Source organism: Clostridium acetireducens DSM 10703, assembly GCF_001758365.1.
GTDB lineage: Bacteria > Bacillota > Clostridia > Clostridiales > Clostridiaceae > Clostridium_C > Clostridium_C acetireducens.
The window spans coordinates 1-16203 of the sequence record NZ_LZFO01000001.1 but is presented as its reverse complement, the minus strand read 5'-3'; the positions used below and the strand labels follow the sequence as shown (position 1 = coordinate 16203).

Here is a 16203-nt window from a genome sequence, read left to right as displayed (position 1 = left end):
AATTTTCAATTTATAATAATTTTTATATTAAACTATTAGGATTAATGTCTATTGATACCCTTATATCATTATAGACATTTTTTATCAATTTATAAATAGTGTTTTTAATATTCATAGCAAAATCTTCTTTTACATCTCCTTTTAATATAATTTGCCATCTATAATAATTTTTTATTTTCGAAATTTCACAAGGGCAAGGACCCAGCATATTAATTTTATCATAATTTTCAATAATATTTCTTAAATAAATCCCAACATTCTGTATATTTTTTATTAATATTTCTTCATTCTTACTACTCATATTAATTAAAAGAATTTTAGAAAAAGGTGGATAATTCATATTTTTTCTTATTACTATTTCTTCATTAAAAAATTTCTTATAATCATTGTTTACTGCATACTTTATGCTAAAATTATCCGGATTATAAGTTTGAACTATTACATTACCTCTTTTTTTGCCTCTACCTGCTCTACCAGAAACTTGAGTAATCAATTGAAATGTTCTCTCTGATGCATGGAAATCTGGTAAATTTAAAGATAAATCTGCTGCAATAACACCTACTAATGTTACATTTTTAAAATCTAATCCTTTTGCTACCATTTGTGTACCTATTAATACATCTGCTTTTCCCTCTTTAAAATAATTATATATATTTTCATAAGAATGTTTTTTTCTTGTAGTATCAAAATCCATTCTTATAGTTTTAGCTTTAGGAAAATACTTTCTTACTTCATTTTCAACTTTTTCAGTACCAACTCCAAAATATTTTACGTATTTACTTCCACATTTAGGGCATTTTTTTGTTATATTTTTTTTACTTCCACAATAATGACAAGATAAAATTTTGCTACTGCTATGATAAGTCATTGCTATATCACAATTTTCACACTTAAATACATAACCACATTTTCTGCAAGAAACAAAAGTTGAAAAACCCCTTCTATTCAAAAAAAGAATAACTTGCTCTTTTTTATCTAAGCTATTCTTAATTCCATTATAAAGACTTTTGCTAAAAATAGATAGATTATTATTAGATAATTCTTCCCTCATATCTACTACTTCTATATTTGGCATAAATGCTCCATCTGCTCTGTTTTTTATATTTATAAGATTTATATTTCCTAAATCACATTGATAATAAGTTTCAACAGAAGGAGTAGCTGAGCCTAAAACTAATTTACAATTATATAAATTACACTTAATTTCAGAAATTTCTCTTGCATTGTATTTAGGATTACTATCAGATTTATAACTTCCTTCATGTTCTTCATCTATTACTATCAATCCCAAATTTTTAAAAGGTAAAAATACTGCTGAACGAGCTCCAATAGCTACTTTTACCTTTCCATTTTTAACTCTAAGCCACTCATCATACTTTTCTCCATCAGATAATTTGCTATGAAAAACAGTAATATCTTTGCCAAATCTACCTTTAAATCTCTCCACCATTTGCGGTGTTAAAGCTATTTCTGGCACTAATATTATGGACTCCTTGTTGTTTTTTAACATCTCACTTACTAAATTCATATATATTTCTGTTTTACCGCTTCCCGTAACACCATGTATCAAAAATATATTTTTATTAGAATTTAATATATTATTTACTGCCTTTTGCTGTTCAAAATTCAAATTTTTAGCAGGATATTTTTTATATTCTCTTATATTGTATCTATTTATTATCTTTTCTTTTTGAATAAGAAATTCATGTTTTATTAAAGTATTTATAGAAGATGTTGAAAATCCAAATAATTTATTTAACTTATTTTTATTATACACACCATTATTTTTATAAACACTTTTCCAAATACTTGTATAAGGTTCTTTTAAAAATTTACCACTTAACTTCTTTTTACCTACACATACTACATAATTTATTTTATTTTTTACTCCTTTAAGTATGCCAGGAGGTATTATACTTTTTATACATTCTAAATATGTACAAATATACTTTTTTTTCATTACTTTTATTAAACTTAAATCTTCATAAGACAAAACTTTAAACTCATCACTTAGACCTGTTATATATTTCAATTTATTAACATTATAACTTTCATCAATTTCCTTATATAACTCCATTACAAATCCATATATTTTTTTATTTCCTTTTCCAAAAGGAATACTTACTCTATATCCTACATCTATACAATTTACTAATTTTTCAGGAATTTTATATATAAATATTTTATCTAATTGTATTGATTCATTATTAACTATAATTCCTGCATATTTATACACTTACAATAACCACCTTTTAATAAAAATAGGGCTTCTCACATTATTTAAAACGTAAGTTTGCCCTTTTAAAATAGTTATACATTTTCATTAATTAAATCAAATAATCGTCTAGCTACTTCCCTTTTAGATATTTTTTCAATAGGAATTACTCTTCCATCTCTACAAAGTATTGTAACTTTATTATCATCTGATATAAATCCTGTATCAGGTGCTGTTATATCATTGGCAACTATATAATCTAAGTTCTTTTTTTCTAATTTGCCTGTTGCATTTTTAATTAAATCATTGCTTTCTGCTGCAAATCCAACAAGAATTTGATTTTTTTTCATTTGTCCAAGTTTCCTTAATATATCATTGTCTTTAACTAATTCTAATGTGAATTCGTCATTTTTCTTTTTAATCTTTTGATTTGAATAGTTCTTAGGCTTATAATCTGATACTGCTGCTGCTTTAATAATTATATCCTGTTTATCAAAATTTTTCAAAACAGCATTTAACATTTCTTCATTTGTATTTACACTTATTGTCTTAACTCCAAAAGGCGGCTCTATTTTAGTTGCCCCATGGACAAGTATTACTTCTGCACCTCTATCTCTAGCTTCTTTAGCTATTGCATATCCCATTTTTCCACTAGATTTATTTGTAATATATCTAACTGGATCCATTGGAGCAATAGTAGGACCTGCAGTAACTAAAACTTTTTTTCCTACTAAATCTTTTTTATCATATAATTCCTTTAATACACTATCTACTATAACATCTGTATTAGCTAATTTGCCTTCACCTACATCACCGCAAGCAAGTCTTCCACTATCTGGTTGTATAAACTTATACCCATATTCCTTTAATTTACTTATATTATTTTGAACAATAGGATTTTTAAACATGTTAGTATTCATTGAAGGTGCAAAAATTACTGTAGCTTTAGTTGCCATTATTGTTGTTGATAACATATCATCTGCTATTCCATTGGCTACTTTGCCAATTATATTTGCTGTAGCAGGAACCACAAGCATAACATCTGCTTTTTTTGCTAAAGATATATGTCTTATTTCCCAAGATTTAGGTTCATCAAATGTATCTATGCTAACTAAATTTTGACTTAAAGACTGAAAACTTAAAGGTGTTACAAATTTAGCTGCTGATTTAGTCATTATAACATTTACTTCTATATCTTGTTTTTTCAATTTGCTAACTACATCTAAAGCCTTATATGCAGCAATTCCACCTGTTACACCAATAACAACACTTTTGCTTACCATGATTATTTGATACCTTCCTTTACTGTTTCATAAGATATTTTTTCTTGGTTAATTTCATTTATAGATACTGTAACAGGTTTAGTAGAATCAATATCTATCAATGCTTCTTCACCTCTTATTAATTGTCTAGCTCTTTTAGCAGTCATTGTAATTAAAATATACCTATTATTTATTTTTTTCATTAAATCCACTATTGATGGATTAATCATAGAATTGTTCATGTATTAGTCCCTCCTTAGAATCTAATATGCTATCTTTTATTCTATCAACCCGACATTTCTCTGCTACTATTATACTTTTGATTTTATTAACTGCATTTTCAACAACATCATTTACTACAGCATAATTATATTTTGACACATAATTTATTTCTTTATAAGCAGATTTAAATCTTGTCATAAAAGATTCTGGTGTTTCACTTTTTCTATTTATAATTCTTTTCTTTAATTCTCCCATTGAAGGCGGAAGTATAAATATAAAAACTCCTTCTGGATAACATTCCTTAACCTTTAATGCACCTTGTATATCAATTTCTAATATAACATCTATACCTTTATTTAACATTTCCTCTACTTTAGATTTAGGAGTACCATAATAATTTCCGTATACTTCTGCATATTCTAAAAAATCTTTATTCTTTATTCTTTGCTTAAATTCATCTTTAGTTAAAAAATAGTAATTAATTTCATTTAATTCTCCTAATCTTGGAGACCTTGTAGTAGCAGACACAGAAATCCAAAATTCATTATTTTTATTTAATTCTTTACAAACAGTACCTTTTCCTGCACCAGATGGCCCTGATATCACCATTAATAATCCTTTGCTTGGCTTCATTATTCATCAACCTCTACTATTGCTTCATCTTCTTCATCTTTTGAAGATAGTCTGTGAGCTACTGTTTCTGGTTGAACTGCTGAAAGAATTACATGGTCACTATCTGTTATTATAACTGCTCTTGTTCTTCTTCCATAAGTAGCATCTATAAGCATTCCTCTATCTCTTGCTTCTTGTATAATTCTCTTTATTGGTGCTGATTCTGGACTAACAATAGCAATTAGTCTATTAGCAGAAACTATATTACCAAATCCAATATTTATTAATTTTATACCCATGGTCACCTTATCCTCCTAATAATTTATTCTATATTTTGTATTTGCTCTCTAATTTTTTCTACTTGATTTTTAATTTCTAACACTAAATTTTCTATTTTCAAATCATTTGCTTTTGAAGCAATGGTATTTGTTTCTCTATTCATTTCCTGAATTATAAAATCTAGTTTTCTTCCTACAGGTTCATTCATATTAATAGTATCTTTCATTTGATCTATATGACTATTTAACCTTACTATTTCTTCATCTATACAAGCCTTATCTGAAAAAATAGCTACTTCCATAGCTAATCTACTTTCATCTACTACACAGCTACCTTGAAGTAATTCTTCTATTCTCGATTTTAATTTTTCTTTGTAGTTTTTAACTACCAAAGGAGAATGTTCTTCCATTTTACAAACTAATTTTCTAATAAAATCACATTTTTCATTTATGTTAACTTTTAACTTTTCTCCTTCTTTAATTCTCATTTCTAATAAAGAATTTAATGCCTCTTCTATAGATTTGGAAAGCACACTCCAAATTTCATCCATATCTTGTTCTTCATGTTCTACATTAATTACATCCGGAAATTTAGCTACAAGTGATACGGAAATATCATCTTTAACATTATATTCATCTCTAATTCTTTTCAGGCACTCTAAATAATTTTTTAGCAACCCTTCATTAATGTTAACTTTTAAATTTTCATCTTTATAATTAGTTTGACTTATAAATACATCTACTTTTCCTCTATGTATTTTTCCCTTTATTAAATTTCTTATTTTATCTTCTAACTCCATTAAAGTTTTAGGCATACGAACATTTAAATCAATATACCTATGATTAACACTTTTGATTTCTACAACGAAATTTTTTCCACATTTTTCAAAACTTCCTCTACCAAATCCAGTCATACTTTTAATCATTATAATTTCATCCTCCAAAGCATACTACCTATAGTAAATTCATTAGCCATTATCATTATACATAAATATTTATAAAGATTTCAAGAGATTTAAAGAGATTTTTAGATATAAAATAATTATAACACTAAATATTAATTTTTCTAGAACAAATTAAAAAATTCATAGTTATATAAGCAAAATATAACTGGATTATTGAATAAATTCTAAAAAATTTATATTAAATTTAAAATAAAATTTTATTTTTTTATATTTATTTATCTAATAATTTTAACATTTTATAATTTTAATAAAATTTTTTGATTTTAATAATTATTCATGGAAATTTTTTCGAAATTATATTGAATATTTCCTAATTATATGTTAAGATTAATGCTATAGTATTTTAAGCAAATACAATTGTTTTTGCCCTGTGTACACACGAGGTGATGTTCTTTGAAAAATAAATATCTTATAGTTGACTCATCTGCACTACCTGAAGTCTTCTTTAAGGTAGTACAAGCTAAAGAAATATTAAAAACAGGTTTAGCCAAAGACATAACTGAAGCAGTAAAAATTGTGGGAATTAGTAGAAGTTCCTTCTACAAGTATAAAGATTGTGTTTTTTCTGTATCAGATGGAATGACTAATCATAAAGTTACTATTTCTTTAATGTTAAAACATAAACCGGGTACTTTGTCATCGATACTTAATACAATTGCACAAAATCAAGGAAATGTACTAACTATAAATCAGGATATTCCTATAAATGATGCTGCAAGTGTAACTATAACTTTCGATGCTTTAAAATTAACTAATGATATAAATAATTTAATAAAAGATATTCAAAATATGCATAATGTTTTGAAAGTAGAATTATTAGCTATGGAATAAAAGGGGGAAATTATTATGACTTCTATTGCTGTTTTAGGTTATGGAGTAGTAGGAACTGGTGTTGCTGAACTAGCAATGCGAAACAAAGAAAAAATTAAAAAGAGTTTGGGAGATGATTTAGTAATATCAAAAATCCTTGTTAGAGATTTAAATAAGCATCTAAACAAAGGAAATTCTAATTTACTAACTAAAAATATAGATGATATTTTTAATGACAATGTGGATATTGTTGTAGAGGTTATGGGTGGAATAAATCCTGCTTATGAATATATTAAACAGGCTTTAAAACTAAAAAAACATGTTGTTACAGCTAACAAAGATTTAATTGCAGAACATGGAGTAGAATTATTAAATATAGCTAAATCAAATGGAGTAACTTTAAAATTTGAAGCAAGTGTTGGTGGTGGAATACCTGTAATTAAACCTTTAAGTGAATGTCTTGTAGGAAATGATATAAATTCTATTAAAGCCATATTAAATGGTACAACTAATTTTATATTATCAAAAATGTATTCTGAAAACTTAGATTATGATACAGCATTAAAACTTGCTCAAGAAAATGGATTTGCAGAAGCTAATCCTGAATCTGATGTTTGTGGTTATGATGCTGCAAGAAAATTGGCTATATTATCTACTATTGCCTACAATAAAAATATTGATTGGAAAAATATAAATACAATTGGTATTACAGATATAGATAAAATAGATTTTGAATATGCAAAAAAAATAGGTTGCAATATCAAATTATTAGGTTTAAGCCAACAATATGATAATGAAAAAATATTTGCTTCAGTACAACCAGTTATGGTGAAAGATTGTCTAAAATTAAGTAATATAGAAAATGAATTTAATTCAATTGTTATAGATGGTGATGCAGTAGGAGAAGTTATATTTTATGGTAAAGGTGCCGGTATGCTTCCTACAGCAAGTTCTGTATTTGGAGATATTTTAGATATAATAAAAAATAAAAATGAAGCACCATTAACTTTTAATAGTGAAAAAGCTGATTTAAAAAATTCTTGGGACTATAAATCTAAATGGTTTTTACGTATAGATTCTCCAAATAGATATGATGCAATAAGTTTATTAGCAGATAAATTTATTAATTGTTATATAATAACTAATAATTTAAATGATTCTAATGAAATATTTGCTGTAGTGACAGCTAATAACGAAAAAGAATTAGATGATAATTTAAATTTTATATTACAATCTTGTAATGCTAAAAAATACAAAAAGATGATGATAATGGGCAACAACTAATCGGAGGTTTTACTATGATAAAAATTAAAGTCCCTGCAACAACTGCAAATGTAGGACCTGGTTTTGATAGTTTCGGTATAGCACTAAATTTATACAACGAAATTGAAATAGAAGAAACTAATAAACAAACTGAATTGTTACAAGAAGGAAATGTATCTGATATACCTAAAGAAAAAAACTTAATATATACTTCTTTAACTAAAGTTTTAGATGAGCATTCCTATAAATATAAGGGTTTTAGAATTAATATTTCTAAATGTAACATTCCTATATCTAGAGGACTAGGAAGTAGTGCGTCTTGCATAACAGCTGGAGTAATAGCTGCTAATAAAATTTTAGGAAATACACTATCTGAAGAAGATGTATTAAAAACATGTACAAAAATAGAAGGTCATCCTGATAATATTGCACCTGCTCTATTAGGAGGAATGGTAGTTTCATTAATGGATAATGATAATGTAATATTTTCAAAAGTAAAAGTTCCTAATAATGTAAATTTTGCAATAATGATACCAGAATTTAAAGTAAGCACAGAAGATGCAAGAAAAGTTCTTCCATCAAGTTACTCTAAGGAAGATTGTATATTTAACATTAGTAGAGCTTCTATGCTTATAGCTGCTATGAATAATGGAGAAATAGAAAAATTAAGAATATGCACGGAAGATAAAATTCATCAGCCTTATAGAAAACATCTTATTAAAAATATTGATAATATTTTTAATAAATGTAAAGAGTTAGGATCTTTATGTGAGTTTATAAGTGGTTCTGGTTCCACATTAGCAGCTATAGTAAAAAAAGACAACAAAAAATTTATAAATAATTTAAATAACTATTTAGCTACTTTAGATGGAAATTGGAAAGTTCATTTATTAGAAGCAGATTATTCAGGAGCAAAAATATTATAATTTAAAAAAGGTAGAAATTTATTGAATAAATTTCTACCTTTTTTAAATTTATTTTTTATTTTTAGAGTGTCTTAATGAAATAACTTATTTACAAACTCTTTTTATGTTGCTGTCTTATTATTTTTATATAGCTTATTTTTAATTATTTTTTTCTAAAATTATATCAATTTAAAAACACAATATTTTTTTAGTTATTTACTGTAAATTTATTTTTTCTAATAATATAAATAGGAAGCCCTATTATTGTAATCCCTATTCCTAAAAAAGCATTTATAGGTTGAGTAATCAAAGTATTCATAATTATATATAATCCACCCAATATAGCTATTACAGGAACTATAGGATAAAATGGAACTTTATATGGTCTATGCAAGTTTGGTTGTTTTTTTCTAAGAATGAACACTGAGAAGAATGTCATAACATAAAATATCCAAATTACAAATATCAACAAATCTGTTAATTGATCAAATTTTCCTGTAAATATTAATATTATTGAAATTATTCCAAGTAATACTCCTGAATATATAGGAGTTTTTAACTTAGGATGTAATCTACTTAATATATTGCTTCCTGGTAGTTTATTTTCTAAAGCCATTACATAGGGTATTCTCATTCCTGTTAAAATATATCCATTTAATGTACCAAATATTGATACTAAAATACCTATGGTAATTATTTTTCCACCGGCAGCTCCAAATATTATTTTAGCCACATCAGCTGCTGGTGTACTTGTTCCTGCAAGTACATTAGCTGGCAATACAAATAAATAAGCTACATTTATAAGTAAATACACCGCCATAACTAAAAATAATCCACCAACTATAGCTTTAGGCAAATCTTTAGATGGATTTTTCATTTCTCCTGCTATTGCACCTACATTTATCCATCCATCATAAGCAAACATGGTAGCTACAAGAGCTGAACCAAGGCTTGTAGTTACTGGATGGTCTACCGCTGTTATTGGAAATAATCTAACAACTCCGGCATTTCCTTTTGTTAAACCAAAAATTATAATAGCAAAAAGAGGTATTAATTTTCCTGCTGTAGCAATAGTTTGAATTGCTCCACCGGTTTTTGAGCCTAATGAATTCATTATTATTAAAAATATAGTTACTATTATAGCTATTGGTATTATAGCACTATCATTTAAATTTAATAAAGATACAGCTTGTGTAGAAAATATAATTGCTAAAGCAGCTATATTAGCTGGAAAATAAATAACTGTTTGTGCCCATCCTAAAAGATATGCCCACATATCTCCATAAGTTACTCTTAAATATTCTACCATGCCACCTGTTCTTGGTATAGCTGCTGCTACTTCTGCAGCTGTTAATCCTCCAGCTATTGATATAATTCCACCTAACAACCATGCAATCAATCCAAGTCCTGGGGCTCCAGTTACTTTAAATATAGCTGTAGGTTTAAAAAACACACCAGAACCAATAACCATTCCTACAACTATAGAAAGAGCAGATATAAGTCCCAATTCTTTTTTTAATTCATTCTTACCCATATTTCCCTCCCATTGTTAACTATTTATTATTTTATTATGTCTTTTTTCGACATTTTTTATTCTATCATGCTGCTTACATAAATTCAACATCATTTTTATACTATTTTGAGTATTTTTTATATTTTATTATATTTTTTTACACAACTTTTACTATTATATGTTTTTTAAAATAATATTAGTTACACATAATTTAATTTTTTTTAAAATAATTAAATTATGTGTAACTAATATTATTTTTTAAACAAAAAGAATACTGCTTAATACGCAATATTCTTTCCTTAATTTAACATTTTAAAGTATTATACAAATTAGTCCTCCATTACCTTCATTTATAATTTTTTGAAGTGTTTTTTGTATTTTAATTTGTACATCTTCAGGCATCTTATATAATTTATTTTGTAAACCCTCTTTAACCATTTCCTCTAGAGACTTTCCAAACATATTGCTTTGCCAAATTTCTGATGGATCATTTTCAAACTGTTCTAAAAGTGATTTTATAAGTTCTTCACTTTCACTTTCTGTTCCCATTATAGGTGATATTTCAGTTTGAATATCTGCTCTTATAAAGTGTAGAGATGGTGCACTAGCCTTTAATTTAACTCCAAATCTATTTCCTTGCTTAACTATTTCTGGCTCCTCTAATCGCATTTCAGAAAGTTCTGGTGATACAAGTCCATAACCAGTTTCTTTCACATCTTTAAGAGCTTCTTCTATTTTATCATATTCACATTTAGCAATATACATTTCATTTACTATATTCAACAAATCACTTTCTCCACTAATTTCACAATCACAAACTTCCCCAACTATTTTATAAAATAATCCTGATTTAGGCATTAGTTGAATTCTTGCTGTACCTTCACCCATATTTACTTCATTTAAATTACCCTCTTTTAAAAATTCAACTTCTTTAAATCCCTCTAAAGATTTTCTTACATCTCTTACTTTATAAATATTTTCACACATTTCTTTTACTAAATTTATGAAATTTACTTTTAACCAATGCTCTGAATTCAATTTTTCTATCCATTCAGGCATATCTATGTTTATTTCTTTAATAGGAAACTCTTTAAGTATTCTACTAAAAATAGTAATAATATCTTCTTCTTTCATGTTAAGTATATCTATAATTTGTACAGGAACATCATACTTTTCTTCTAGTTTTTTTCTTAAAGCTATAGTTTCTGGATCATATATATGGGATGAATTTAATATCATAATAAATGGCTTATTAATTTCTTTTAATTCTTTTACTACTCTTTCTTCAGCTTCTATATACTCTTCCCTTTCTAAATCTGTAATAGATCCATCTGTAGTTACCAAAAGCCCTATTGTAGAATGCTCATTTATTACTTTTCTAGTTCCTATTTCTGCAGCTTCCTCAAAAGGTATTTCATAATCATACCATGGAGTAGTAACCATTTTAGGTTTTTCATCCTCCATATATCCTAATGCACCCTTAACAATGTATCCTACACAATCAACCATTCTCACTTTAAATTTTGTGCCTTCACTTATTTCAATTTCTACCGCCTCATTAGGAATAAATTTAGGTTCTGTTGTGTGAATAGATTTTCCAGAACCACTTTGAGGAAGTTCATCTTTAGCTCTTTCTTTTTTATATATATTTTCTATTTTAGGTATAACCATAAGCTCCATAAACTTCTTTATAAAACTTGATTTTCCAGTTCTTACTGGTCCTACAACTCCTACATAAATATCTCCCTGTGTTCTATCTGCTATATCTTTATATATATCAAAGTTTTCCAAAATATATACCCTCCCTAGCTTACTAATATTAACAATATATATATATTTTATAAAAGCTAAAATTATTACAAAAATAAAATATTGATATTATTAAATGCATTTTAAATAAAAAAAACAACACATTATATTAGTGTTGTTTTTTATTTAAAATACATTTAATAAATTTCATCTTTTTTATTTCTTGTCATAAGCTCATATACCCCATATTTAGGATCTTTTCCTTCAAATAAAGCTTTGTATAAAGTATCTGTTATAGGCATAGACACACCTGTCTTTTCTTTTAAGTTATAAAAAACCTTACAAGCTTTAATACCTTCAACCACCATACCTACTTCCTTAATTGCCTCTTCTAAACTCATACCTTTGCCTATATAGATTCCAGCTCTCCTATTTCTACTATGCATACTTGTACAAGTTACTATTAAATCTCCCATTCCTGTTAATCCAGAAAAAGTTTCTGGTTTTCCACCTAGTTTAATTCCTATTCTTATTATTTCACTCATACCTCTAGTCATTAAAGCTGCTTTTGCATTATCACCATATCCCATTCCATCTAATATTCCTGCAGCAAGAGCTATTATGTTTTTTACTGCTCCGCCTATCTCTATTCCTATTAAATCATCATTAGTATAAATTCTAAATTTATTTGTCATAAATAAATCTTGAATTTTTTCTGCATATTCCATATTTTCTGATGTAACAACAACTACTGTAGGCATATCTCTTGCTACTTCCTCTGCATGAGAGGGACCTGATAAAATAACTATTGGATTATTTTTAATTTCTTCTTTAATTACTTGAGATAATCTTTTATTGCTTTCTTGTTCTATTCCCTTAGCTATACTTACAATTATTTGATTTTGTGTTATATACTTTTTAGCCTCTTTACAAACTTCTCTAATTGCATGAGAGGGAACAGCTAAAACAATACATTTACTATTTTCTATAGCTTCTTTCATATTAGTAGTAGCCACAACCTTTGATGGTATAACAATATTAGGTAAATACTTTATATTTTCTTTTTTTACATTAATATCATTAACTAATTGCTCTTTCCTAGTCCATATGCTAACATCTATACCTTTTTTAGAAAGCATTACAGCTAATGCAGTGCCAAAACTTCCTCCGCCTAGGAAACAAACTTTTGAACACATAATTATTTCTTCCTTTCTCTAAATTCTAGCTTTATACCAGTACCACTAAAATCAAAATTTTCTCTTAATTGATTTTCTAAATATCTTTCATAAGAAAAATGCAGTGCTTGAGGATTATTTACAAAAAATACAAACGTAGGCGGCTTAGAGCCTATTTGAGTAACATAATATATTTTTAATCTTGTTAAACCTACAACTGGAGGTTCTTTCATAAGTACAGCTTTACTTATAACATCGTTTAACACTCCTGTTTTTATTCTCTTATTATAATTATTATAACATTCTTTTGCTAGTTTTAGAACTTTATTGCTTCTTTGTCCTGTCTTTGCTGATATAAATAAATAAGGAGCATATGTCATAAAAGATAAATTCTTTTTTAATTTATTTTTAAATATATTCATAGTCTTATCATCTTTTTCTATTAAATCCCACTTATTAACAACTACCATTATTGCTTTATTTATCTCATGAGCATATCCTATTATTTTTTCATCTTGATCAGTTATACCTTGAGAAGCATCTACCATTAGTATACACAAATCTGCTCTTTCAATTGCAGCATAAGTTCTTATTACACTATACTTTTCTATTTCTTCTTTTACTTTACTTTTTCTTCTTAAACCTGCAGTATCTATCAAAACAAATTTTCCATAATCTTCTGTTTCTAAATAACTATCTATAGCATCTCTTGTAGTACCTGGTACATCACTAACTATAACTCTATCTTCTCCTAATAATTTGTTTATTAAAGAGGACTTACCTACATTGGGTTTTCCAACAAAGGCTATTTTTACATATTCTTCTTCCTCTTCATAGTCTCCTTCTTTTCCAAAATGTTTTACTACTTCATCTAACATATCTCCAAGTCCAAGTGCTTGAGAAGCTGAAATAGATATAGGCTCTCCTATTCCTAAATTATAAAACTCGTAAATATTATTTTCCTGAGATAATCTATCTATTTTATTTACTACTAAAACTACTGGTTTTTTACTCTTTCTCAACATTTGAGCTACTTCATTGTCCGCTGGTGTTAAACCTTCCTTACCATCTACTATAAATATTATAACATCTGCTGTTTCTATAGCTATTTGTGCTTGCCTTCTCATTTGAGCAAGTATTATATTTTCATTTTCTGGCTCTATACCACCAGTATCAATTATAGTAAAATTATACTTAAGCCACTCAGCTTCTGCATATATTCTATCTCTTGTAACACCTGGTGTATCTTCAACTATAGATATTCTTTTTCCTGCTAGTTTATTAAATAAAGTAGACTTACCTACATTGGGTCTTCCTACTATAGCCACTATTGGTTTTCCCATTTTTATTCCTCCTTAGAATATTTATTTATTATATCTATTAAATCTTCTCCTGTATAATCGCACAACAAAATTTTTCTATTTAATGCTTTTTCTATATCTCCTATAGTTAAATCATCTAATAATATTTGTTCTGATGTTTTTCCAAGCTCGTAACCTTTTTTAATAACATTATTAGATAAAATTATATATTCTCCTACTTCTTTATCCTTTAATTGTTCTATTATATCTTTTCCTGTTAATAATCCTGCTACTGTTATAGTTTCTCCAAAAAAGTAATTTATTATCTTTATAACATTTATATCTAATTTATTATTATTTTCTTTTATATAGTTAGCTGCACTGAAAATTTCATTATATGCAGAAACTCCTGTTACCATTGTAAAAGTTCCTCTTGCATTTTTATTTAAATTTTTTACAGAATTTTTAATGTTATCTCTAAATATTCTAATCATTCCTACTCCATCTTCTAGTTGATTAAACTTACCATAAAAATCCGATTTTGGAACTTCCCTTTCTGCCATAACATAAAATTCATCAGATAATCTTACAAAAGGTACTCCTATTTCTTTTACAAATTTTTCTTGAAGCTTTGCAACATTATCTATTTCTTTGGCTGCACTTTTTTTATTATATAATTTTAATGGAAATAATCCTTCTCTAAACTTTGTAACTCCTATAGGCACTGCTGCCAAACTATTTACAGATGGATATAATTTATATAAATCTTTTATAGTTCTTTCAAATTCTAATCCGTTATTAATACCTGGACATAAAACTACTTGACAATTTACTGTTATTCCACCTTTTGCTAACTTTTTTAACCTTTCATATACATTGCCAGCAAATCTATTATTTATCATTTTAATTCTTAATTCAGGATTAGTTGTATGTACAGATACATTTATAGGACTAATTTTATATTTAATAATTCTATCTATATCTTCTTCTTTCATATTAGTAAGAGTAACAAAATTTCCTTGTAAAAAAGCTAATCTAGAATCATCATCTTTAAAATAAAGAGTTTTTCTCATGCCCTTAGGTAACTGATCTATAAAACAAAATATACATTTATTATGACAACTTTTAGGTTTATCCAGTATGGAATATTGAAATTCTATACCCAAATCTTCATCATACTCTTTTTCTATTTCTATTTCCCAAATTTCGCCATAAGGTTTTTCTATTTCTATTACTATATATTCATCTGTAATTAAAAACTTATAATCTATAATATCTTTAACAGGATTTTTATTTATACTTATTAATTTATCTCCTTTTTCTATATCAACTTCTTCAGCTATACTTCCTGGAAGCACTTTAGAGATTATATTTTCCATACTTTCCAACTCCCATATTTTATATACTATATTATACATTAAGTTATAATACATTAATAATCTAACTTAGTCAATGCAATTTAATAATTGCATTATATCTAATTACTATTTATATATTACATTATATTGGAATTTTATTTAATTACTTTAATACTATTTTATAATACTTAAAAATTGATTTATATTATTTATAATCAATAAATGAAAATTTACATAATCATTTTTGGTAAAAAAATAACCCTATAAAAAGGGTTATAAATAAACATATTATTAAAAATTATTCATTTAAATCTATATTTTCACCTGTAACTAAATATATTATACATTCACAAATATTTGTTACATGATCACCTATTCTTTCTAAATATTTACATATAAATAAAAGTTGAGATGCTTGATTAATAATGCCATTATTTTTTATCATTATGAGTAAATTTCATATTTTATAATCATTGATTTTACTAACTTTTTTATTATTCAAAAAGGAAATTCACCCCAAAATGTCGAATATTTAAGTACCACCAAAAATACACAACAAAGAGGAGTGAATACTT

At 26.4% G+C, this 16203-nt stretch carries 14 protein-coding genes and 1 pseudogene; 3 read left to right on the top strand and 12 right to left on the bottom strand.

Annotation, left to right across the window (positions count from 1 at the left end; all coding sequences use genetic code 11):
- Positions 1-22 precede the first annotated feature (22 nt).
- The 6 genes from priA to CLOACE_RS00050 all read right to left on the bottom strand — a co-directional run bounded on the left by priA (position 23) and on the right by CLOACE_RS00050 (position 5515).
- Positions 23-2236 (bottom strand): primosomal protein N', encoded by a 2214-nt coding sequence (gene priA / locus CLOACE_RS00075; RefSeq protein ID WP_070109004.1) that lies wholly within the window; start codon positions 2234-2236, stop codon positions 23-25.
- Positions 2237-2310: 74 nt separating this feature from the next.
- Positions 2311-3498: a bifunctional phosphopantothenoylcysteine decarboxylase/phosphopantothenate--cysteine ligase CoaBC gene (gene coaBC / locus CLOACE_RS00070; RefSeq protein WP_070109003.1), complete on the bottom strand. Its 1188-nt coding sequence runs from the start codon at positions 3496-3498 to the stop codon at positions 2311-2313.
- A gap of 2 nt (positions 3499-3500) precedes the next feature.
- The gene (gene rpoZ, locus CLOACE_RS00065; protein WP_070109002.1) at positions 3501-3719 is read right to left on the bottom strand and encodes a DNA-directed RNA polymerase subunit omega; all 219 of its coding nucleotides are present in this window, start codon (positions 3717-3719) and stop codon (positions 3501-3503) included.
- On the bottom strand, positions 3700-4332 hold the full coding sequence (gene gmk, locus CLOACE_RS00060; RefSeq protein ID WP_070109001.1) for a guanylate kinase: 633 nt from the start codon (positions 4330-4332) through the stop codon (positions 3700-3702). Before gmk ends, rpoZ begins: the two co-directional genes overlap by 20 nt.
- On the bottom strand, positions 4332-4610 hold the full coding sequence (gene remA / locus CLOACE_RS00055; protein WP_070109000.1) for an extracellular matrix/biofilm regulator RemA: 279 nt from the start codon (positions 4608-4610) through the stop codon (positions 4332-4334). Before remA ends, gmk begins: the two co-directional genes overlap by 1 nt.
- Before the next feature lie 23 nt (positions 4611-4633).
- Positions 4634-5515: a YicC/YloC family endoribonuclease gene (locus tag CLOACE_RS00050; protein ID WP_070108999.1), complete on the bottom strand. Its 882-nt coding sequence runs from the start codon at positions 5513-5515 to the stop codon at positions 4634-4636.
- Positions 5516-5947: 432 nt separating this feature from the next.
- Between CLOACE_RS00050 and CLOACE_RS00045 the strand changes: the two genes are divergently transcribed.
- The 3 genes from CLOACE_RS00045 to thrB are packed head-to-tail and all read left to right on the top strand — an operon-like array spanning position 5948 to position 8553.
- Entirely contained in the window at positions 5948-6385 is a 438-nt protein-coding gene (locus tag CLOACE_RS00045) for an ACT domain-containing protein (protein ID WP_070108998.1), read from the top strand.
- A gap of 15 nt (positions 6386-6400) precedes the next feature.
- Entirely contained in the window at positions 6401-7648 is a 1248-nt protein-coding gene (locus tag CLOACE_RS00040) for a homoserine dehydrogenase (protein ID WP_070108997.1), read from the top strand.
- Between the two features lie 14 nt (positions 7649-7662).
- The gene (gene thrB / locus CLOACE_RS00035; RefSeq protein ID WP_070108996.1) at positions 7663-8553 is read left to right on the top strand and encodes a homoserine kinase; all 891 of its coding nucleotides are present in this window, start codon (positions 7663-7665) and stop codon (positions 8551-8553) included.
- A 187-nt stretch (positions 8554-8740) separates the two neighbouring features.
- On the opposite strand, the gene CLOACE_RS00030 is transcribed toward thrB, so the two are convergent.
- The 6 genes and pseudogenes from CLOACE_RS00030 to CLOACE_RS00005 all read right to left on the bottom strand — a co-directional run.
- On the bottom strand, positions 8741-10066 hold the full coding sequence (locus CLOACE_RS00030; RefSeq protein WP_070108995.1) for an APC family permease: 1326 nt from the start codon (positions 10064-10066) through the stop codon (positions 8741-8743).
- A gap of 291 nt (positions 10067-10357) precedes the next feature.
- Positions 10358-11836, bottom strand: coding sequence for a stage IV sporulation protein A (gene spoIVA, locus CLOACE_RS00025; protein WP_070108994.1), 1479 nt, complete (start codon positions 11834-11836; stop codon positions 10358-10360).
- A 155-nt stretch (positions 11837-11991) separates the two neighbouring features.
- The gene (locus CLOACE_RS00020) at positions 11992-12990 is read right to left on the bottom strand and encodes an NAD(P)H-dependent glycerol-3-phosphate dehydrogenase (RefSeq protein WP_070108993.1); all 999 of its coding nucleotides are present in this window, start codon (positions 12988-12990) and stop codon (positions 11992-11994) included.
- Positions 12991-12992: 2 nt separating this feature from the next.
- Positions 12993-14312, bottom strand: a complete 1320-nt coding sequence (gene der / locus CLOACE_RS00015; protein WP_070108992.1) for a ribosome biogenesis GTPase Der — start codon at positions 14310-14312, stop codon at positions 12993-12995.
- Between the two features lie 2 nt (positions 14313-14314).
- The gene (locus CLOACE_RS00010) at positions 14315-15649 is read right to left on the bottom strand and encodes a DUF512 domain-containing protein (protein ID WP_070108991.1); all 1335 of its coding nucleotides are present in this window, start codon (positions 15647-15649) and stop codon (positions 14315-14317) included.
- Between the two features lie 277 nt (positions 15650-15926).
- Positions 15927-16055, bottom strand: a pseudogene (locus CLOACE_RS00005) (PhoU domain-containing protein); the annotation flags it as partial.
- Positions 16056-16203: the final 148 nt, after the last annotated feature.